The sequence below is a fragment of the Paenibacillus sp. FSL R10-2736 genome (assembly GCF_038000245.1).
GTDB classification, from domain to species: domain Bacteria; phylum Bacillota; class Bacilli; order Paenibacillales; family Paenibacillaceae; genus Paenibacillus_AQ; species Paenibacillus_AQ phytohabitans.
In genome coordinates this window covers 23,225-45,049 of record NZ_JBBOBN010000002.1, presented here as the reverse complement: position 1 = coordinate 45,049, position 21,825 = coordinate 23,225, and the positions used below count along the sequence as shown (strand labels likewise).

General features: G+C 52.2%; 15 protein-coding genes. 11 read left to right on the top strand and 4 right to left on the bottom strand.

Features of this window, described 5'->3' with window-relative positions; genetic code table 11:
* Window positions 1–129 precede the first annotated feature (129 nt).
* From NSQ73_RS28220 to NSQ73_RS28200, 5 genes are all read left to right on the top strand, one after another.
* Window positions 130–978, top strand: a complete 849-nt coding sequence (locus tag NSQ73_RS28220; protein WP_340948727.1) for a hypothetical protein — start codon at window positions 130–132, stop codon at window positions 976–978.
* Window positions 979–1,055: 77 nt separating this feature from the next.
* On the top strand, window positions 1,056–4,784 hold the full coding sequence (locus NSQ73_RS28215; RefSeq protein ID WP_340989486.1) for an S-layer homology domain-containing protein: 3,729 nt from the start codon (window positions 1,056–1,058) through the stop codon (window positions 4,782–4,784).
* Window positions 4,785–5,009: 225 nt separating this feature from the next.
* A complete protein-coding gene (locus NSQ73_RS28210) occupies window positions 5,010–5,765 on the top strand; it encodes an ABC transporter ATP-binding protein (protein ID WP_231575454.1) in 756 nt (251 codons plus the stop codon).
* A complete protein-coding gene (locus tag NSQ73_RS28205; protein WP_340989485.1) occupies window positions 5,758–7,422 on the top strand; it encodes a hypothetical protein in 1,665 nt (554 codons plus the stop codon). Before NSQ73_RS28210 ends, NSQ73_RS28205 begins: the two co-directional genes overlap by 8 nt.
* 226 nt (window positions 7,423–7,648) lie before the next feature.
* Complete coding sequence (locus NSQ73_RS28200) at window positions 7,649–9,658, top strand: putative bifunctional diguanylate cyclase/phosphodiesterase (protein WP_340989484.1); 2,010 nt, start codon at window positions 7,649–7,651, stop codon at window positions 9,656–9,658.
* A gap of 143 nt (window positions 9,659–9,801) precedes the next feature.
* Here NSQ73_RS28200 and NSQ73_RS28195 read toward each other — a convergent pair whose 3' ends face one another.
* The gene (locus NSQ73_RS28195) at window positions 9,802–11,502 is read right to left on the bottom strand and encodes a methyl-accepting chemotaxis protein (protein WP_340989482.1); all 1,701 of its coding nucleotides are present in this window, start codon (window positions 11,500–11,502) and stop codon (window positions 9,802–9,804) included.
* 207 nt (window positions 11,503–11,709) lie between these two features.
* Here NSQ73_RS28195 and NSQ73_RS28190 point away from each other — a divergent pair, with 207 nt between their 5' ends.
* The gene (locus tag NSQ73_RS28190) at window positions 11,710–12,141 is read left to right on the top strand and encodes a MarR family winged helix-turn-helix transcriptional regulator (protein ID WP_042140305.1); all 432 of its coding nucleotides are present in this window, start codon (window positions 11,710–11,712) and stop codon (window positions 12,139–12,141) included.
* Between the two features lie 101 nt (window positions 12,142–12,242).
* Here the strand turns inward: NSQ73_RS28190 and NSQ73_RS28185 are convergent, their stop codons facing one another.
* Window positions 12,243–14,135 carry an LTA synthase family protein gene (locus NSQ73_RS28185; RefSeq protein WP_340989480.1) on the bottom strand — a complete coding sequence of 631 codons (1,893 nt, stop codon included), beginning with the start codon at window positions 14,133–14,135 and terminating at the stop codon, window positions 12,243–12,245.
* A 252-nt stretch (window positions 14,136–14,387) separates the two neighbouring features.
* Between NSQ73_RS28185 and NSQ73_RS28180 the strand changes: the two genes are divergently transcribed.
* Together NSQ73_RS28180 and NSQ73_RS28175 are read left to right on the top strand one after the other, a co-directional pair.
* On the top strand, window positions 14,388–16,700 hold the full coding sequence (locus tag NSQ73_RS28180; RefSeq protein WP_340990702.1) for an ATP-dependent DNA helicase: 2,313 nt from the start codon (window positions 14,388–14,390) through the stop codon (window positions 16,698–16,700).
* A gap of 51 nt (window positions 16,701–16,751) precedes the next feature.
* Window positions 16,752–17,720, top strand: coding sequence for a Gfo/Idh/MocA family protein (locus tag NSQ73_RS28175; RefSeq protein WP_042140302.1), 969 nt, complete (start codon window positions 16,752–16,754; stop codon window positions 17,718–17,720).
* Window positions 17,721–17,804: 84 nt separating this feature from the next.
* On the opposite strand, the gene NSQ73_RS28170 is transcribed toward NSQ73_RS28175, so the two are convergent.
* Both NSQ73_RS28170 and NSQ73_RS28165 read right to left on the bottom strand, forming a co-directional pair.
* Window positions 17,805–18,488: a CidB/LrgB family autolysis modulator gene (locus NSQ73_RS28170; protein ID WP_083705701.1), complete on the bottom strand. Its 684-nt coding sequence runs from the start codon at window positions 18,486–18,488 to the stop codon at window positions 17,805–17,807.
* On the bottom strand, window positions 18,485–18,856 hold the full coding sequence (locus NSQ73_RS28165; RefSeq protein ID WP_039305543.1) for a CidA/LrgA family protein: 372 nt from the start codon (window positions 18,854–18,856) through the stop codon (window positions 18,485–18,487). The genes NSQ73_RS28170 and NSQ73_RS28165 overlap by 4 nt, the downstream gene beginning before the upstream one ends.
* Window positions 18,857–18,967: 111 nt before the next feature.
* On the opposite strand from NSQ73_RS28165, the gene cidR reads away from it, so the two are divergent.
* From cidR to NSQ73_RS28150, 3 genes are all read left to right on the top strand, one after another.
* Window positions 18,968–19,855 carry a cidABC operon transcriptional activator CidR gene (cidR, locus tag NSQ73_RS28160; protein WP_340989478.1) on the top strand — a complete coding sequence of 296 codons (888 nt, stop codon included), beginning with the start codon at window positions 18,968–18,970 and terminating at the stop codon, window positions 19,853–19,855.
* An 89-nt stretch (window positions 19,856–19,944) separates the two neighbouring features.
* Entirely contained in the window at window positions 19,945–20,229 is a 285-nt protein-coding gene (locus NSQ73_RS28155; protein WP_171720722.1) for a Spo0E family sporulation regulatory protein-aspartic acid phosphatase, read from the top strand.
* A 141-nt stretch (window positions 20,230–20,370) separates the two neighbouring features.
* The gene (locus tag NSQ73_RS28150; RefSeq protein ID WP_340989476.1) at window positions 20,371–21,777 is read left to right on the top strand and encodes a DNA-binding protein; all 1,407 of its coding nucleotides are present in this window, start codon (window positions 20,371–20,373) and stop codon (window positions 21,775–21,777) included.
* Window positions 21,778–21,825 lie beyond the last annotated feature (48 nt).

The following is a 21,825-nucleotide window of genomic DNA, read 5'->3' as shown; positions in this document are numbered from 1 at the left end:
AGGAGAATCGACTGGACCGCCAGAGATTCAATGAGCACGCGAGCAGTGTGTCTTGTTGAGTCTTTTTGTGATGAGTAATTGAGTTCCCCAAAAACTGCCTAGGGCGAAGTGAAAGGAAGGGTTACCTCTATGAAAAAGCTTACTATATCCGTAATTACTGCAGCCGTAGTGTTCTCAGTACTGACATATGCGGCAGTATCCGCCAAGCAGGATAACAAGGCTGAAGCAGCCGCAAAACCCCTAGTTGTGGAAGCGGCAGCTGCTGCAGGCACAATCACAAATGTTGTGGAAACCCCGGCGCCAGCTGATACTGCTGCAGCCCCTGCAGCAGAGACTGTTAAGCCTGAAGCGGCAGCTGCTGCAACAACAGCCACGGCTGAGACGGCAGCCGCGCCGGTTGTTGCAGCCACGGCAGCAGCCTCTGCCGCACCGGCTTCAGTGAATTCCGCACCCGAGGCTGGCAAGACGGCTTCGGCAGCATCCGCCGGGACGGCAGAGGTTGCCGAAGCCGAAGTCAAGGCCAAGGCGACTGCTGTTCCTGCGGCTAAAGAGACACAGCCGCAGGCTACAGCCAAGACGGCAGCCGCTGCTGTAGCTGCCCAAGCCCAAACGGCTGCGGCTCCCAAAGCCACAGCCGCTCCGCAGGCAACTGCCGCTCCGCAGACGGCATCCGCGCCGAAGACTGAGACTGTGCAACCATCTGCCGCACCAGTTAAAACGGCCGCCCCGGCTCCGGCCGCTCCAGCGCCGGCACAGGCCACCGAACAGCCCGCTCCGAAGAAGGTGACGTTCTCTACAACCGAGGTGGTCAAAGCGAGTGCAAGCGCCCCGGCCTCAGCCCCGGCTGCCAGCACATCCTCATCGCAAGCCTCCGGCAATTCCGCATCTCAAGCTGCTGATACCTCAGCCCCGGCGCCTGCTGTGAGCAATCCTGCTCCTGCCCCTGCCCCGGCTGCTGTAGAGGAAGTTTGCCCTTAAGATTTTCGCGTCTTACTAACTGACGGGCAGGCTGGTATTGCAAAGTACAGAAAAAAGATAAAGTTGAGGTGCAACTAATGAAAACACAGCAAAAACTTAATAAAATCCTCGCACCGCTGCTGGCGTCTGCTCTCCTTGTCTTGCCGGGTATCCCCGGCAAGGCGGCTGCAGAGCCAATCCTGCCAGCGGGCGGCGCTGGAGCAGTCAGCACATATAATTATTTTTATGAGAATTATCCAAAGCTGAATGACCGTAACCATGTATATAAGACGGCTACATATGAAGATATCGCCAATCTGTTTGAGAGTGAGGGTACCTATGCCGTACTGGTTGGCGGTACTTGGAGCGGGAACACACAGGCGGACATCGGATTTATCAATGAGGTTGCCAAGGAAACAGGCATTAATGTGCCGGTGATCTATAATTTTGATACCAGGCTGGACGGGGCCACTCTTGATATTGCAGACAGCAATAATCCGTATGCCTATAAATATGTGGATCTGGTCAATAAGTATTTGAAGAATCTTTCGCTGTATGACAAGGCAGACCCGCAGCACAATGTCAGTTATGTGAATGCGGCCGGCGAGACGGTTACTGCCAACAAGATTGATTCCCCATTCCTGTTCTTGTACAACAAGGATCATAAGGATGCGCAGGGCAACAGCGCGCCTGTTGTTTCTTACCTGAAGGACGGAAAGTCCTGGGAGCAATTCCTGACAGACGGCCAGCTTGACTCAGCCAAGGTTAATGATTATAAGGCCTCTGTGCGTCAGGTGTTTGAAGCAGCCTCCGCCTATAGTGTGATTAATGAGTCCGAGTATATTAAAACAGCGTTCAACCGCAACTATGCCGGAGAGAACAACGGGAATATTATTTTTACTCCGGAGGATAAGGACCTTGTGCTGGAGCATGTAACCTATCATCAGCTGCAGCAGATTTTGGCCAGTGACGGGAACTATGCACTGCTGTTCGGGGGCTCATGGTGCCCGAATACCCAGGCCATCATCAAATATATTAATGAACAGGCGATAGCCCATAACATAAGCAAGATCTATTTCTTTGATACGAAGCTTGATGCGGGTCTGACGGTAGCGGAGTCCGGCAATAACACCGGAACAAGCGGGCGGGCCAACCCTCATAATAACAATGAGCTGCAGATCAGAACGAGCAATCATCCGTATGCCAATCTGTATGTTGATCTGGTTAATACCTACCTTACCAATATCAAGACAGAGAACAATCAGGCAGCTAAGCCCTCTGTGATCAGCTATGTGAATGATCTGAACGAAACGGTCACCGGCGACAGACTTCAGGTGCCGTATCTCTTTACTTACAACAAAGATAACAAGGATGCTGCCGGAGAAAGCGCCCCTATTCTTGGGCATGTGGAGCTGATGTACTCCTGGACGAATATCCAGCCGGAGTATGTAAGCAGCGGATATTCCGACGGTGCCAGATATACTAATGCAATCCAGGCTTTAAACACGCTGTATTCCAGATTAGAGGCTGTGCCTGCAGGGCTGTATGGAAGTGCAGACGGCACCATCAGAGGAGCCAATGACCAGCTGGAATTCAAGTACAAGACTGTACAGGATTCGGTCTATGAATATCAGCCGGCCGCAGGTGATACCATTTCTGGCCTGGTTCCGGGGACTTACCTGGTACGGTATAAAGCGACTACGGGTTCGCAGGGACCTATCATTAAACCTGCAGGAACCACTGTTATACCTTATGCTGCGGGAGAAGCAATAGAGGTTGTTGTACCGCTGCCCGGAGAGCAGGCAGCCCCGGCAGGGTTGAAGGGACTCCCGCCGACCTCCGCAGCGAATACGGATGGGCAGATCAGCGGTGCAAGAGGGGCGCTGAGTACTGAGGAGCTGCAATTGCTGGAGTACAAGCTGACAACGGTGACGGAATATACGTATGCCAAGGATGTACCTCCTGTCTATCTTACACCTGGTAGCTATCAGGTAAGATATATTGCCCAGGAAGAGATTCCGGCAAGCCCTGAGGCGAATATTACGATTCCTGCCTTCACGGAGAGACAGGCGGCACCTGCCGGACTTACGGGAGTGAAGCCGACAACCTGGGAGAACAAGGACGGGAAGATCACAGGCACTACCGGTCAATTACAGATCAAGCTGTCCACGGTTACTGCGTATGTCTATGCGGGAGAGGGAGAAACCACGGACTTAATCCCGGGAGTGTACGATCTGAGATATCCGGCAAAAGAAGGCTACACCGCCAGTCCGGTAGCAAAAGTGGTGGTTCCGGGCAATATTCAGGAACAGGCAGCCCCAACCGGCCTTAAAGGTGTTGCCCCAACCTCATCCGAGAATAAGAACGGAGCTATTACGGGCACCACCACGGCGCTTGAATATAAGTTGTCCACAGCCTCTGCGTACACACCGGCCCCGGACAAGGAAATTACGGGCTTGTCCGCCGGAACCTATAATGTCAGAGCAGCGGCTAAGCTCGGCTACAAGGCAAGCCCGGATACCAGTGTTGTCGTACCGGCATATGCACCGGCAACCGGTTCGAATAGTGGAGGAGGGGGCAATGGCGGTGGAGCTCCGGTTGTGCCGGTAGCCAGTGCCAGTCCGGCCCCATCCCTAACTGCTACGACATCCGGGGATACCGTAACTGTAGTGGCGGCCGCCACTGCTACAACGGATACAGCTACAGGCGTAACAACGGCTTCTATTTCTGCCGAAGCCGTTGCAGACCTTGTGAACAGTGCCAAGGCTGCAGAAGCCGCAGGCAAGAAGGCTGTCCTGGAAATCAGCGTTGCCGCAGATGCCAATACCAAGACAGCGGAGCTCAGCATTCCACGAAGTGCATTTAATGAAGCAGCCTCTGCCACGAATGCCGGTCTTAAGATTAATATTCTGAACGTCGGGCAGATTACGTTCGATTCTACTGCTGTAGCCGGCATCAGTGCTGCTGCGGATAGCGGGGCAATCCTCATTAGAATTGCCAAGGTGTCTTTAACTGAGGAAGGCAAATCAGTACTTGGAGACAGACCGGTATATGATCTGACTGTACGGGCAGGAGATAGCGAGGTGTCTGTCTTCGGCGGCGGGAAGGTGCACATCAGTCTTCCTTATACACCGCTGGCGGGTGAACAGGCACATTCTATTATCGTATATAACATCAACAAGGAAGGCGGCCTGGATGTTGTTCAGGGCAAGTATAAGGCAGCTACCGCAGCAGTCGAATTTGTGACCACTCATTTCTCGCAATATATCATTGCCTACAATAAGGTTGCATTTGCTGACATTGCTGATACTGCCTGGTACAACAATGCTGTAAGCTTCCTGGCAGCCAGAGGCATCACTTCCGGCACGGACAATAGCAGCTACAGTCCGAACGCCTTAGTAACCAGAGGACAATTCATTGTCCTGCTGCTCAAAGCCTACGGAATAGCACCGGACAGCAGCGGAGCAAACTTTACAGATGCAGGAACAGCCTATTATTCCGGCTATCTGGCTGCTGCCAAGAGTCTGGGAATTGCTACGGGCTCCGGGGATAACCAGTTCAAGCCGGATAACCAGATTACACGGCAGGAGCTGTTCACCCTGCTGTACCGTGCGCTGAATGTTCTGGGTCAGCTGCCGGACTCCACGACAGATCTGGCGCTCTCCACCTACAGCGATGCGCCGCAGGTTGCCGGCTACGCACAAGAAGCTCTGCAGGCTCTTGTGCAGCGCGGTGTAGTAGAAGGTGACAACGGTAGAATTCATCCTTTGGAATTCTCCACACGGGCCGAGGCGGCACAGGTGATCTACAACCTGCTTGCCCGGTAAATGATAGGATAACATTTTCTCTAAGGGCGGCCAGCGGGCCGCTCTTTTTGACGTTTACCCCTACACTGCACTTGTTGCGATAACTCATAGGTAACTGGTGTTAAAATTTGCTAAAATAGGGATAACAGCTAAAACGTAATATGAAGATGATGGATGTGCATGCCGAAGGGAGAGAGGGTAGTGGGTAATACAGAAGAACCGGTCATTTCAATTGAAGGACTATGGATGAATTACAGTGACAGAATGGTGCTGCGGGGAATTGACCTGGAGGTATACCGGGGACAGATTATCGGATACATCGGACCCAATGGCGCCGGCAAAAGTACCACGGTCAAGATCATGCTGGGGCTCGTGGAGGGCTATAGCGGGTCGGTGCGTATTTTTGGCAGAGATATCTCAGACGGGGACACGGCCTACAAAAGAAGAATCGGCTATGTGCCGGAGGTGGCAGAGCTGTATGACAGCCTGTCAGCCCGGGAATATCTTACGTTTATCGGAGAGCTGTATGGCATGAAGAAGGCGGATGCTGAGCTCAAGGCAGAGAAGCTGATGGGACTGCTGAACCTGAATAAGGCCTACGATATGCGGATTGCCTCCTACTCCAAAGGGATGAAGCAGAAGGTGCTGCTGATTGCCAGCATGCTGCATGACCCGGATATTCTGTTCCTGGACGAGCCGCTCAGCGGTCTGGATGCCAACAGTGTAATGGTGGTGAAGGAGATTTTTGCAACACTTGCGGCCAGGGGCAAAACAATCTTTTATTCCTCGCATATTATGGACGTGGTGGAGAAGATCAGCAGCCGGATTATTCTGCTGGACGGGGGCGATATCGTTGCGGACGGAACCTTCGCACAGCTGCGGGAGCAGAGCCGGGAGGGCTCGCTTGAGGAGATTTTCAATCAGCTGACCGGATTTGACAAGTACAGGGATATCGCCAGTGAGTTCGTTGCTGTGATTGGAGAGGGTGCGCCGCATGCGTGATTTCTTTGTACTGAAGCTGCTGGACCGGGTGCAATGGATATTTAAGGCGCTCGGAGCCGATTATGCCGTACTGCGCCGCATTCTTCAGGTTAAGCTCACGATGGACGGCCGGCGGACACCAACGATATTCTCGGGAACGCAGGAACCCAGGCTGAATATGGAAGGCTCTCCGTTCCGGGTGCAGTGGCTGTATCTGCTGCTCGGGCTGATGCTGATCGCGCTGGTTGCACCTGCAGACAATTATATTCTGACCATGAGCCTGATGTTCAGCATAGTGATGTTCATGATCACAACGACGCTGATATCGGATTTCTCGACAGTTATGCTGGATTTGCGGGACAAAAACATCCTCTTCTCCAAGCCGGTGGACCGCCGGACGCTAAACATGGCCAAAAGCATACATATTCTGATCTATCTGCTCACGTTGACCCTGACCTTCACCGGCCCCTCGCTTCTGTTCTCGTTATTCCGGCACGGAGCGCTGTTCTTCTTCCTGTATGCTGCGGAGATCATCCTGATGGACGGCTTCATTCTGGTGTTTACTGCGCTGGTCTATCTGCTGATTTTAAGGTTTTTTGACGGTGAAAAGCTTAAGGACATCATCAATTATGTACAGATTATTCTGTCCGTTGGCGTAACTGTCGGTGCTCAGCTCGTATCGCGCCTGTTCAATATCACAGAGTTCGGCCTGAATTTCACTCCTGCCTGGTGGCACTTCGCGCTGCCTCCCGTCTGGTTCGGGGCTCCGTTTGAGCTGCTGGTTGGGGGAGCGGAAGGCAGGCATCTAACTATCCTGGCCGTACTCGCTCTCGCAGCTCCTGTCGTGTTGTTTGCAGCCTATATCCGGCTGATGCCGCTGTTTGAACGCAGTCTCCAGAAGCTGGCTGAACAAGGAGCTTCAGGGCAGGGCACCGGGCGGATAGCCCGCAGGCTGTCAGAGATAACATGCCGCAACAAGGTAGAGGCGATGTTCTTCCGTTTCACCTGGTCGATGATGAAGCATGAGCGCGAATTCAAGCTTAGGGTATATCCAACTGTAGGCTTGTCCCTCGTGCTGCCCTTTATCTTTATCTTCAATCAGGTGTGGAGCGGGGACCTGGCAGCCATCAGAGGCTCCAGATCGTTTCTGTTTATCTATTACAGTGCTCTCCTGATGATGACGGCGGTACAAATGCTCCGCTACTCCACCAGCTACAAAGGCGCATGGATATATAAAGTAATCCCCTTGCCGGGAACAGCTATGGTATACCGCGGGATGCTGAAGGCAGTGGTGCTTAAGCTGCTGGTGCCTTTGTTTACTCTGGAGGCAGCCGTGTTCATAGGCTTGTTCGGGTCCAGGATTATTGCTGATATGGCCGCTGTATTGCTTGCGTTGCTACTGTATTCGGTGCTGTGCTTTCTTCTGTTCCCCAGGGCGCTGCCGTTCTCGGAGAAGTATGAGGCAGCGCGGCGGAAGGAATTCACCGGCAGTGCTTTTGTGCAGTTGTTTGTTCTGGCGGGACTGGCCGGGATACATTATGTGTTCACCTTAATTCCCGCGGGAATATACATCTATCTGGTAATTCTGGCAGCTGCAAATGCCTGGATATGGCACCGGGCCTTCCTGCCGGAGGATTCAGGCAGCAGCCCGCTTCCAACCCTCCGTGCGGGGGGCTGACGCCAAATATGGACATTTTTTGCCGACATTAAAAAAAGGGTCTAAGTTCCAGTATTTACTTAGACAGTCTGCCAAATACAAGGTAAAATACAGCTAAAGTTATATTTCAGGGATCGCCTATAATCTCTATGCACTCTTCCATTCATCTACTATTCGTATATTGATTTTTAACTTGAGATTAACACTGCAAATGACGATGATAATAAAACCGGTGAAGAGGTCAACTATGGATCAAATGGGAATCCACTATAATATTTGGATTGTTTTACTATCTTTTGCGCTTGCTGCAACTGCGGCATACTCTGCGCTTAATCTGATTTCGCAGGTTTCCCATTCCACTGGCCGGGTCAGGCGTCTTTGGCTGCTCTCTGGTGCCTGCGTACTGGGAAGCGGAATTTGGGCCATGCATTTTGTAGGCATTATGGCCAGCCATCTCCCTTTCAAGGTCAGCTACCATCCGGGTACAGCCGTTCTGTCCCTGCTCGTCAGTATGTTGTCCTGTTATGCGGCACTCCAGATAGCGACGGCTTCCCGCCAGAGAATGTGGCGGTTTCTTATTGGGGGTGTAATACTGGGCGGCGGCATCTCACTTATGCATTATATCGGAATGTCCTCCATAGAGATGGAGGCAAAGGTTCATTACGAAATTAAGGACCAGGCCTTGTCCGTTCTGATTGCTCTGCTGGCCTCCTACATCGGAGTATTTATGTTTCGCAAATTCAAGGATTATAGAGGCTATAGCCGCTGGAGGCTGTATTCAGCGCTGTTCATCGCCCTTGCGGTTACCGGAATGCATTATACCAGTCTGACAACAAGCCATCTGCAGTATGACAACTGGCTGGGCACGAAACCTGTACTCATGGAGGCAGATGTCATTCTGCTGACCGGCATTTCGCTGGTTACCCTGTTTATGCTGGCACTCTCCGGCGGAGCTGTTTTTCTGGACAGGCATGTGCTGGAGCGTATGGCTTACCATGATCCGCTTACTGAACTGCCGAACCGCCATGGACTGGAGCGTTATTTCAAGGATGATTTCTTCGGAGGGATCTCGGGAGCCGTGTTCTTCGTCGACCTGGACCGCTTCAAATCCATTAATGATACGCTCGGACATGATATCGGCGACCTGCTGCTGCGGGAAGTATCCGAACGGCTGACCCGCTGTGTGGGCGGGAAGGGCAAGGTCTTCCGGCTGGGCGGCGATGAATTCCTGATTGCCCTGCCCGATTGTACGATTGGAGCAGCGGAGGAAGAAGCGCAGCATATTCTGCAGGAGCTTAAGAAGTCTTATAGCATCGAAGGCAATGAGCTGTATGTAACGGCCAGTGTAGGGATCAGCATGACTCCCGCCCATGGAACGGACCGTTCGGCGCTAATGAAGGCTGCAGATACAGCGCTGTATACCTCCAAGGACTCGGGCAAGAACAAGTTCAGTGTGTTCGATCTGGAAATGAACCGTCATCAGGTACGGCGGATGTCGCTGGAGAAGGATCTGCGCAAGGCGCTGGCCCGCTCGGAGTTCATGGTTGTCTACCAGCCCAAGTGGGATTCATTCATGAATGTTACCGTAGGTCTTGAAGCGCTGCTGCGCTGGAGACATCCGGAGCACGGAATTATCTCTCCGGCTGAATTCATTCCGATTGCCGAGGAGACAGGTCTGATTGTGCCGATTACCTACTGGATGCTGCATGATGTATGCGGACAGAACATGCTCTGGCATAAGGCGAAGGTGGCAAATGTAGCGGTTTCGATCAACATGTCGGCCCGGATGTTTGAGAACGGCAGTCTGTACGATGTGGTGGAAGAAGCGCTGTCGCGTGCTGGCCTGGAGCCGCATTTCCTTGAGCTTGAGATTACAGAGTCCATTGCGATGAACAACATGGAAGAAACGGTTGCCCAGCTCTCCAAGCTGCGGAATCTCGGAGTAAGAGTCTCGCTGGATGATTTCGGGACAGGCTTCTCTTCGCTGGGGAATCTGGATGAGATCCCGGTCAATACACTGAAGATTGATCAGGTATTCATCCGTAAGAGCAAGATGCACTCCAAGAAAGCTATTATCAGTAATATCATTGCCATAGCCAGCAATCTCAACATGGAGGTTGTTGCCGAAGGCGTGGAGACTACAGAGCAGATTGAACTGCTGCAATCCCTGGGCTGCAGAGTGATGCAGGGCTTCTACTACGGCCGGCCGATGCCGGTCAATGAACTGGGCCAATGGTTCATAGAGAATACGGCATAATGCATGCAGATTCATTCGAAATAAAAGGCTGTCCCGGCCGTGGATCATTCCACGTTCGGGACAGCCTTTTTTTGAAAGAGAAGAATTTATATGCCCGGGGTCACCGGATAGTACCTGAGTAATCCTTGAAGCCAGGCCCCGCTTTATGAGGCTATTTTAAAGTTCTCGACCAATACCTGCAGCTTCTCGGCGAGGGAAGAGAGGAATGCCGCGGAAGATTCTACTTCCTCCATGGCGGCAAGCTGTTCCTGGGAGGAGGCCGATAAGGTCTCTGCACCTTCAGCAGTCTGATTAGAGACATCTACAATCTTCTGAATTGCAGTTACAAGGCCATCGGAGATCAGCGCAAGCTCACGGACGGTTGCCGAGATCTGCTGGCTCTGCGAAGACATATCGGAGACGGAGGCCTCGATCTCTGAGAAGGAATGTCCGGCAGCGATGATCATCTCTTTGCCTTGATGCATCTCTTCTGTGGAACGTTTCATGGTCTCTCCGGCTTTGTCCATCTGACTCACAATCAGACTAACCAGTTCACCGATCTGGCCGGCAGACCTCGCCGAACGTTCAGCCAGCTTGCGGACAGAGCCTGCCACAACGGCGAATCCCCGGCCCTCTTCCCCGGCACGCGCCGCTTCAATGGCTGCATTCAGGGATAACAGATTCGTTTCTTCGGCAATACTGGCAATCGTACCGACAATATTCTCGATCTCCTTGGAATGGCTGCTAAGCGTTTGAATAATGCCGGAAAGGTCGGAGATGCTTCCGCTCACAATCCCCATCTGGGATGTGGTCAAATCCATAGACTCCCGGCCTGTCCGGGCTTTCTGGGCGTTAACGGCGGCATTGTTCATCGCGCTATCCGCATTGTCGGCGATTTCGGTAATGAAATGCGACATTTCCTGTACGGCTTTGTAGCTGCCTTCGAGGTTCTGTAATTGCGTATGTGCACCGTCTGCCAATTCGAGGGTAACATTGACGCTGTGTTCCCCGGCGCGGTTGGTCTCCTGCGCACTGGCGGAGAGCTCCTGGGAGGAGGAGGCGACCAGCATCGAGGTATCATTAACCTGTGTAATCAGATTGCGCAGATTCAGGGTCATGTCATTGAAATCGCTCGACAGCTTCCCGATCTCATCTCTGCTCTTGAAGAGTAGAGGTTCCCGGCTAAGATCACCTTTGGCTACAGTGTTTACGGAAGCGGACAGTTTGGTGAGCGGGTTCACCATACGGCGAATCATCAGATATGCGGCAAGTATGGCCACAATCAGAATCGAGCTCCCGATAATGAAGGGCTGAGTAATAATTTCCATTGTCCGTGTCTGAATCAGCGGGCCGTCAAAGTTAATAGCCATCAAAGCAATGATTGGTTTGGTAGGGTCATGGTCCTGATAAATGGGGCCGTAGCCGGTTTTAAGCGAGGTTCCTTCATATGTATATACTTTGGAGTATGCGGAATGCTTCATGGTGGTAATCATTTCTTTATCTTCATCGGAGAAATAGAAGGGGTCTCCTGCTTTATAACCTCGTTCTTTGAACCGGGCGTCAGCAGCTAGCACTTTGCCGTCGAGCGAGAGGATGAACGCTTCTTTAAAAATAGGTTTATGTTCATTAATCCAGCCTATGCGGTCTTCAATGGCGCTTAACTTGCTCGTATCGCCTGCAGCCAGAGCAGCTATATCGGCGGGATCAATAAGGCCGGTAGTTATATTGGCACAGCCTACCAGTTCAATTCCTGCGGCTTCATCGATTTGCTTGTAAGCAGCATTATAACCGAAGAAGCCAATGGATGATCCGACCAGAAGCAGTACAATCAGCATCATCCAAGTTAATTTTGTTGCCAATTTCATAAAAATGATCACCAGCCCTGACTCTAAGTATATTAAGTGAGTTCTTATCACTGCTACGATTATAGCGCATCGCTGCTGCCAAGGCATTAGCCAGAATAAAGTATTTTTGTGTCGGAGAATGATGATTTGTGTAAACGAAAAACATTGAATCTATAGCCAAGATAATGGTACGCTTGGAATAAGACAAACGGACTGGGAGCTGAAGGGATGACGCAAGATATCAATCCGTTGATCGAACGTGTGGGCATATCCATGTGGAAGGTGCAGCGCAAAATAATGTCGCAGATGTCTCTGCATAAGGAAATAGGATTAACGGTTCCGCAGTTCGGACTGTTGCATATGATTGCTCAGGAGAAACAGGCACGGGTTATTCATCTGGCCGATAAAATGGAGGTGAAATCCAGTGCGGTCACGGTAATGCTGGACCGTCTGGAGCTGCTGGAGCTGATTGCGCGCGTTCCCGATGAGAACGACCGCCGGGCGGTAATCGTGACGATAACGGGTAAGGGGCAAGGAGTTCTGGAAGAAGCGCAACACCGGTCGATGCTGCTGCTGGAGGAGCACTTATCCATACTTGAGCCAGAAGAGCTCGAGAATTTCGCACACTATTATTTGCTGCTTGAGAAGCAGGAACGATAATCCTTGAACAGTGATAGCTGCCATGAAGTATATAAAATAAGCCAGCCCCCAAAGTTTCGGGAGGCTGGCTTATTTCTGTATGTTCTACGATAGGCTCAGAACTATTCTTTATCCGGTTCTTTGTCCGGCAGCTGTGTAACATAGCTGTCCGACAACTGGCGCAGCCGTAAGGCACGGGTATATTCATCCTCGGTGCCGGCCGGAGTATGACCGCCGCTCGCAAGCGGATATTGTGTATTATCCTCAAAGCTGTTGCCGGGAATCAGCAGGCCGGAGCTGGCGATAAACGAACCGGTAGGCAGGTAATACCGCTGAGGCAGCAGATTGTAAGACTGGCTGAGCAAATCCTGGCCGAAATGAATGTTGTTATCCATCGATACGCCCAGCAGGCTGGCAGCAGTAGGCATAATATCCACTTCTCCGCCCACCTGCTCAAGTGTTTGCGGCGCCAATCCCTTGCCGTGAACGAGCAGCGGAATATTCAGCATATTCGCATAGGCATAATCATAACCGTAGATTTCCTTCATTAATTCCTTGTCGTCGTGATCAAGCGAGTAGATAGGCAGTCCCATATGGTCTCCGTAGACCATAATCAGGCTGTTATCCCATATTCCGTCCGCCTTCAGTTCATCCACGAATTGTCCGAAGGCATAGTCGGCATAGTTCTGCGACCGGATATAATCTCCGACGAAAGTACCTTCATAACGTTCAGGCAGCTTCATTTTATACTTTTCTGCAGGGATGGTGAACGGATGGTGGGCAGACATTGAGATCACCTGTGCGTAGAACGGCTGTCCCTCATCGCTCATTTCTTTCAGCTTCTCTGAAGTTTTGCGGTAGAGCACTTCATCGGAAGCGCCGAAGAAGAAGGTATCTTCGTCCCCGAAGAATTTGTGATCGTAATAATGATCCCAGCCCAGTGAGCTGTACAGCTCGCCGCGGTTCCAGAATTCCACATCATTGGTATGGAAGGTGGCTGACTGGTACCCGCTGGCCTGCAGCAGACGCGGCAGACTTGGCACTTCCTTATCCACATAAGACATTGTAGCTGCGCCTTGCGGTGGAATGTAGAAGGACGAATTAACTACGAATTCTGCGTCTGAAGTGTTGCCCTGACCGACCATCTGATAGAAGTTGTTGAAATACAGGCTGTCCTCCATCAGGCGGTTCAGGTTAGGTGTGATTTCCTGGCCGTCCACCTTCAGACCGAGCAGGAAGTTCTGGAAGGATTCCAGCTGAATAATAATCAGATTCTTGCCCTTGGCAGCCCCGGCATACGGGGATACCGCAGAAGGATCGATTCCCTTAAGCTGATTAATGGTATCCTGCGTAATCTCGCTGGCATTTACAAGCTCTGGTTTATCTTGAGCAAAGATAGTATATGCTTCATAATTAAGGATACCCATTTCCTGGGCCTTCTTAATTTCATTCATGCTTGCTTTGTTGGGAAGAATATTGAACAGGCAGAGTCCGAGTGAAACTGCGAACAGGACGACATGCAGCATTCTTCCATTGTGGCGGTTAATTTTATCCTTCTTGTAGTTGCGTCCGTTCTTGTTAATGAAGAAGTAGAAGCCAAGGACGATAATGTCGGTGAAGATCAGCAGATAATAAGGGTCCATGAGTGAGAATACGCTGTTGCGCACCGCAGTGACCTGGTTCACCTGCTCTGCCGCATGGTAAGTGACAATAACCCCGTAATATTTGAAGTACATAATAGCGGCAAAAAAGATGGCGGTAACCAGCAGATTAACCGTCATGTAATATCCGAGTTTCCGTTTGGAGGCAAAACGCTCAATCAGGAAGAAAAGTGCCCAGACAAAAGGGATTTCAGTCAGTACCGATTTCCAGAACTGCAGGTCTTCAAAAATGACACCCCAGGCTAAAAGGCTTTTAAGGACGAAAATAATTGAGAAGAACACAAATGGCTTGAGCAACCATCGTTTGATCGTTACGGATGACACAGCTTCGCCTTCTTTCTTAAGAATAAACATGTTTCCCGGCTGGAAGGAAACAGCGGCACGAGGACAAAAGAATACCATTATCAATAAAGCCTATTATGCAGCGCCAGGCAAGGAATGTCAAAAATCAGAAACCGCCGCATACCCTTTGGGGAAAGCGTAAAATCAATCCTGAATGAATCCAAGGGCCGGTAACGCCCTCAGGCAGGTTTATATCCGTGATAAAGGACGAAAATGACGTCTGAGCCAAAAGAACAATCCGGGAATTAATGGAGGTGATGCATGATGAGCTATGCAGAAATCGCTTTATCCGTGAGGGCACTGGTCGAGTATGCCTTCAGCAGCGGCAGTCTGGAGCCGGGATTCCGCAGCGGTGCGGCTATGGTGGAGGGTACGCGCAGCCATCAGCTGATTCAGAAGCAATATAAGGAAGCGGACCGCAAAGAGGTGTATTTAAAAACGGAGATTCCGCATGGGGATCTGCTGTTCATCATAGACGGGCGCTGCGACGGCCTGCTTGCAGCCGGGGACGGCAGCCTGACTGTGGAGGAGATCAAATCCATTGCCGGAACGCCGGATTCTGCCTTGGAAGGACGTGAGGTACACTGGGCGCAGGCTTTCATGTATGCCTATATCCTCACGCAGGATCTGGATCTCCCGGCAATACAGGTTAAGTTAACCTATGTGCAGCGGGGAAGTGAGGAGCAGTATAGCCTTTACCGGGAAATGACCCGCGAAGAGCTGACAGCCTTTGCTGAAGAGACGGTAGCCAAGTATGCGCCGTATGCTGAAATGATGGTCCGCTACAGGGCGAAGAGGGGAGAGAGCATCCAAAGCTTGTCGTTTCCGTTCTCGGGTTACCGGCCCGGCCAGCGTCATTTCGCTGCTGCAGTCTACACTTCGATTGCAGAGGGGGCCAATCTCTTCGCGCAGGCACCCACAGGCATCGGCAAAACGATGTCCACCCTGTTCCCGGCGGTCAAGGCACTTGGTGAGGACAAGGTGTCCGGCATCTTCTATCTGACCGCCAAGACGGTTACACGGATTGCGGCACAGGAGGCGGTGATGATGCTGAACAGCCGGGGGCTGCATCTGCATGTGATTACGCTTACGGCCAAGGAGAAGGCATGTTTCCGTGAGGAAGGAAGCTGCGGTGCGGATTCCTGTCCTTTTGCAGAAGGCTACTATGACCGGATCAATGCCGCCATGCTCGATATGCTGGAGCACGAAACGCTGATGACGCGCGAGACCATTGCTGCTTATGCCCGAAAGCATGAGGTCTGCCCGTTCGAATTCTCCCTGGATGCCGCCTACGCCAGCGACATTGTCATCTGCGATTATAATTATATCTATGACCCCCGGATCAGCCTGAAGCGGATGTCCGAGGAGCGGAAGAAAAAAACGGTGCTGCTCGTGGATGAAGCGCATAATCTGGTGGACCGGGGGCGGGAGATGTACTCCGCCTCGCTTACCAAGGCGCCGTTCCTGGGACTTCAGCGGCAATACAAAACAGTGAATCCGCGGCTAAGCAGCACCGCGAAAGCCGTAAATGCCTTCTTCATTGCGCTGCGGAAGAGCTGCGGGGACAAGGGGGCGGGAGAATGGACGGAGTATCCCGGGGAGCTGCCGGAGCTGCTTGAGCTTTTCGCTTCCGAAGCCGAGCTGGAGCTGCTGCATGCTTCCCCGCTGATTACTCCGCAGGCGGAGGAGGGGGAAGCCGGCAGCCTGCTGGATACGTACTATGCGGTGCAGGGAATGCTGCGTACGTTCAAGACCTATGATGAGCGTTACATTACCTATGCGGAAGTGCGCAGCGGTGATGTGTACCTGAAGCTGTTCAATCTCGATCCGTCGCATTTGCTGCAGCAGATGGCTAAGAGCTTCCGCAGTCAGATCCTGTTCTCAGCCACACTCTCGCCCCTCTCCTATTACAGGGATATGATCGGCGCAGATGAGGAGGACTACAGCCTGAGCCTGTCCTCGCCTTTTCATAAAGAGCAGTGGCAGGTATCTGTGCTTCCGGTATCCACCCGCTACCATGACCGGGACGCCTCCTTACAGCCGCTTAGCGATGCACTGAAAGGGATGGTCTCAAGGAAAGGCAATTACCTGGTCTTCTTCCCCTCTTATCTCTATTTGAAGAATGTATATGAAGTGTTCACTGAGAAATACCCGGAAGTCGCTACCCTGCTGCAGGGCAGCGGGATGAGCGAGACCGAGCGGGAGAACTTCCTTGCGGCGTTCCGCCCGGACAATCCGGATACTCTGCTCGGCTTTGCCGTGCTGGGCGGCATTTTCTCCGAAGGGGTGGATTTGCCGGGCGATCGTCTGAATGGTGTGATGGTGGTCGGGGTCGGCCTGCCGCAGGTGGGGCTGGAGCGCAATCTGCTGCGGAGCTACTTTCAGGCACAGGGGAAGAACGGGTTCGATTACGCTTATGTCTACCCGGGCATGTGCAAGGTGCAGCAGGCAGGGGGCCGGCTGATCCGCAGCGAGAACGACAGCGGCATTATTGTGCTGGCGGATGACCGCTTTCTCCAGAATTCTTACCGGCAGCTGCTCCCCGAGGAGTGGCGGGACTACTTTGTCATGGCATAAGCGGGTATAATCGAATGAAAAGGCATTCATCAGACAACAGGAGGTAAGGACATGACGCTAAATATCGGAATAGTCGGAACAGGGTGGTTCTCCAAGGTGCATGCGGATTTGCTGGCAGGGATGGAGGATGTATCACTGAAGGCAGTCTGCGGCAGCAGCAAGTCAAAGGGTGAGGACATGGCCCGTCCTTACGGAGCCGAGGGCTATGGGGATATCATCGAGATGCTGGATGCGCACAAGCTGGATGCCGTCTATATCTGCGTGCCTCCACAGTCACACGGGGCGATTGAACGGTCGCTGATCCGAAGAGATATCCCTTTCTTTGTCGAGAAGCCGCTGGGCTCAAGCACGGCCATTCCGGCCAGCCTGCTGCAGGATATTAAGGAGCATCAGCTGCTGACTTCTGTCGGCTATCATTTCCGGTATCAGGAGAACATCCAGCGGCTGAAGCAATCGCTAAGTTCGGACAAGGTAGGGATGATCGTCGGAGAATGGATGGGCGGGATGCCGGGCGTGGCCTGGTGGCGCAACCAGGAGCAGTCCGGCGGACAATTCACGGAGCAGACTACGCATATCGTCGACCTGCTGCGTTATCTGGCCGGTGAGGTAACAGAAGTCTATGGGATGTTCGGCAACCGGATTATGCACGAGAAGCATGAAGGGGTGACTGTGTCCGATGTGGGTACAGTGTCCCTGAAGCTGGAGAGCGGCATCATTGCCAGCATCTCCAACACCTGTGTGCTGCCAGGGGAAGTGGGTAAAGCGGGCATCAGCTTCTATAATGATAACGGAATGCTCGACTGGAACCCGGAACGTCTGCTGGAAGTCCGCAGCGGGGACAGCAAGGAATTCAAGAACACTGGTAACCCCTACGCGGTGGAGAGCGAAGCATTCCTGCATGCTGTGCGGACCGGAGACCGTTCCCGCATTCTCAGCGATTATGAGGACGGATATAAGACCTTGAAGGTGACCTGCGCAGCTTATGACTCCGCACAGAGCGGAGTGCCGGTGAAGCTGTAGGCTTGTACGGTTACTATGTAGAAAAAAGACCGGCAGCATGGCTTTCGCCGTGTGCTGCCGGTCTATGGCCCAAGCCGGGACGGCCTAGTGGAGGAAAACCGCGATTAGTGCCGGCGCAAGCCCGATAGAGAACAGCGCCGTCAGAATCATCGCGATACTGGAGATGGTGCCGGTCAGCGAACTCAGCTCGAAGGCTTTGGACGTGCCTGTACCATGCGCTGCGGTTCCCAGCGATACCCCGCGCGCAATTTCATTGTCAATGCGGAAAAGGCGGAGCACAGACGGTCCCATCATCGTTCCCAGTACACCGGTCAGAATGACGAAGACCGCTGTAATGCTGGGAACGCCGCCGATGCTTTGCGAGATGCTCATGGCGATCGGTGTGGTCACCGAGCGAGGCACCAGACTGGTTGCCAGATCACCGCTAAGATGCAGCCATTTGGCCAGCAGCATGGATGAGATCACGGCAATAACCGTTCCTGACAGCACGCCTGCCGCAATTTCGGCGGCGTGCTTTTTGAGTACCCTGAAGTTTTTATGGAGTGGGATCGCAAAGGCGATAGTCGCCGGCTGAAGCAGGTCCGATAGCCATTTGCCTCCCGCATTGTAAGATTCATAGGAGCTGCCCGTCATCAGCAGGAAGGCGATGATCAGCAGCGGTGTAATAATCAGCGGAGAAGTGTACATTTTGCCGCTGGAGGCATAGATACGTTTGGCCAGAAGGTAGACAGCGATGGTGAGTCCAAGAAATAATAATCCGGTTATCATGAGCTTCTACGCTCCTTTATTCTATAAATAGCACCCGTGAGTACCCCGGAGCCGGCCATTACAGCAAACGTACCCACGAGTACAACCGCCAGCACCTGCAGACCGTCTGCCTCGAGCAGCTTCGAGTATTTCATAACACCTATAGCGGAAGGGATGAAGAACAGCAGCAGCTCGGCAAGCAGCCACGAGGCGCCAACCTCTACCCAGTTCAGCCGGATCACACCGGACTCCAGCAGCAGAAATAAGAGAATCATCCCGATAATGCTTCCGGGAAGCGGAATATGCAGAAATGAGGTTAATGTATTCACCAGCAGGGAGAAGACGGTAAGTCCGGCTACCTGCAGTAAGCCTAAGGCGATCTTTTTCATAGCGATTACTTCCTTTCGTCTTACTGAAAGTTTACAACCTTTTCTTTCATAGGTACAATGAATAGATTGAATATCTCACATTCCTTTCATCTATACATGGAGGTTATCGTTATGGACATCAGACAGCTGGAGTATTTCGTGCAGGCGGCCAGGCTGAACAGCTTCTCCAGGGCGGCGGAATCGCTGTATATTACCCAACCCACGATCAGCAAGATGATCCGCAATCTGGAGATTGAACTGGGGGCGGATCTATTTTACCGGGAGGGCAAAAGCATCCGTCTGACCGATGCCGGCGAGCTTCTGCTGGTTAAGGCGCAGAATATTGTAGAGTCCTTCACGAGCCTCTCCTCGGAGCTGGACAGTCTGCGCAATCTGAAGCAGGGGCATATCCGCATTGGGCTGCCTCCTATGGTAGGAGCCAGTTTCTTCCCTGCTGTCATCGGGGAATTTCACCGCCGTTACCCGGAGGTGACGATAAGGCTGCATGAAGACGGCGCCAAAAAGGTAGAGGATGATGTGGAGTCCGGCCTGCTTGATATCGGGGCGATTGTCCTGCCTGTCAACAGAGCCAAGTTTCACTGCTTCACCTTTGTGGAAGAGAAGCTGCAATTGCTGGTTCCCGCAGGGCACCGTCTGGACGGGGCGCAGAATGTGCCGCTGAAAGAGCTGGCAGAAGAGGAATTCGTGCTGTTCCGGGAGGACTTCGCCCTGCATGACCGGATTATTTCGGAATGTGTCAAAGCAGGCTTTCAGCCCAAAGTGGTTTATGAGAGCTCGCAGTGGGATCTGATCAGCCGGATGGTAGCTGCCGGAATGGGCATTGCTCTGCTGCCGGAGACCATATGCAAGGATATGGACCGTTCACGGATCGCGGTCATCCCCCTGACCGAGCCTGTGATACCCTGGCAGCTGGGAATGATCTGGCGCCGAGACCGTTATCTGTCCTTCGCGGCGCGGGAGTGGATTGCCTTTGCGATGAAAGTGCTCGGGGAGCTGTAAACGACATTTTTTTCTTTTTTTTCAAAATATGTTTTTTGGCATCATGAATTATGATAAGGGAGAAGTTGATAGAGAGAAGGTGAGTAACCGTGAACCTTTACCAGAATTCCCCCGATAACCAGAACAGGGATTATAGAGAAGATGAGCTGTTTCTTACTATAGAAAACTTAAGAAGTGAATTGCTTGAGGTGGCCCAGGAGCGGAGTCTGAGTGATCATGCGGTTCTGGAGCTCAGCCAGCGGCTGGACGGATATATTGTACTTGCCCAGAATCTGATGATGGAGAGCCTGCGCAGCCGCAAGAACGGGGCAGCAGGGTACACCAAGAACACCAAAAACCAGCGGATCAGAAATAAAGCAGCCTTGCAGCAGTAGTCTAAATTATACAATAACTCCAGTAAGCGTCTGGATGTTGAGGTCTCACTATGTGGGGCCATTTTGTTGTGCTTTCAATAGTCATCACCTATAATGGCAATAAATAGAAGGGTTACAAGTGAATCCTTGAGGAGGTGCCGGGTGGAGGCGAAACTGACAACGCTACGAACAGAAATTGAGAAAAATTTGTCCCGCTCGGGCCATAATCTTGCCTCGTTTGCCAAAATATCCGGACTCAACCGGGGAAGCCTCAGTGCGATCCTTCATGGCAATCCGCCCAAGCCGATTTCACTGGGACAACTGGATGCGATGACGCGGGCATTCGGATTCCCGGAGGGCTGGCTGTATCCGCTATATGTGGAAGAGTGCTTTAGTGAAGACAGAATTTCCCGCCGCCGTGTGGAGCCTTTTTTGGTCCGCTGTGCCGAAATTGGCAAGCGGCAGTGTATTGATGAAGTGTTGGGCAGAATTCTGGAATACCCCAGGCCGCTGGATATCATCTATACGGTTGCGGAGAGGCTGTTCTGCAGCGGCAAGACACAGGAGTCGGTCGTGTTCTACAGGCTTATTGTAGACAATGAGCCGGATAGCTACTCAGAACGGCTGGCCATCAGCCAGTACCGTATTTTCAAATCCCTGCAGTCTACTCCTGATATGGATATGGAACAGAAGCTGCGTGCTGTAATCCGCTTTGAGCCGTTCCGCGGTCTGCTTCCCGAGGACATGCAGCTCGACGGGCTGCTTAAGCTGGCGAAGGTATGCTTTGCTCTGCACCGCTGGAAGGATGTAGAGAAATTTGCCGATGAGCTGAGGGCATTAGCCCATGGGATCTACCGCGAGGAGCTGCGCAGAAGCAAGGGGAAACGGGTAGAGGCTTTCCAGGCGGAACGCCCGCTGGTAGTCTACTATGGCCATGGCTATCTATTGAAGGCTTCGGCGCTTACCAAGCGTGGGGAATATGAGCAGGCCAAGAAATACACCGCCGGTTATGCGGATCTGGGATGGTTTGAGCTGCTGGATGATGAAGGGCGCAGTGCCGTGGATAGCTTCCGGCTGTTTGCTGTAGCGAATAGCTTTACCCTTGAGATATTAATGGGCAATACTTCGGTGCTGCCGGCATATATAGCTTTTTTGGCAGAGCATCCCGGTGAAATTCTATCCGGCATGGTCATTATTCTGGAGTCGGCCAACCGTTTCAGATTCTCAGCAGACGCTGTGCTGTCACGCTTTTCCAGGGAGATGCTGCGTTTTGAACAATTCCAGGACCCGATTAATGTAGACCGTGTGTACCGTCTTTATTACCAGATAGCTATGTATCATATCTCCCGTAAACAGTATTCCAGAGGAATTGACTATATTATTCAATCTCTGCGGTTATCCGTCAGGCTGAATAGTGGGAAGGATTTCATTAATTGTGTGACCCTCTTCGAACTGAACAGGGAATTCTCCTCTGACACCCAGCAGAATGCCTACAGGGAGCTGTTAAGGGAGGTGAGGCAGCATGAGGAAATCACGGATCATGAGAGCCCGCGTTTTGGCGTTATTTAGCTTAATCATTACCTTATCTAAGGATTACTCCCCGGCCATCCGTGTCGA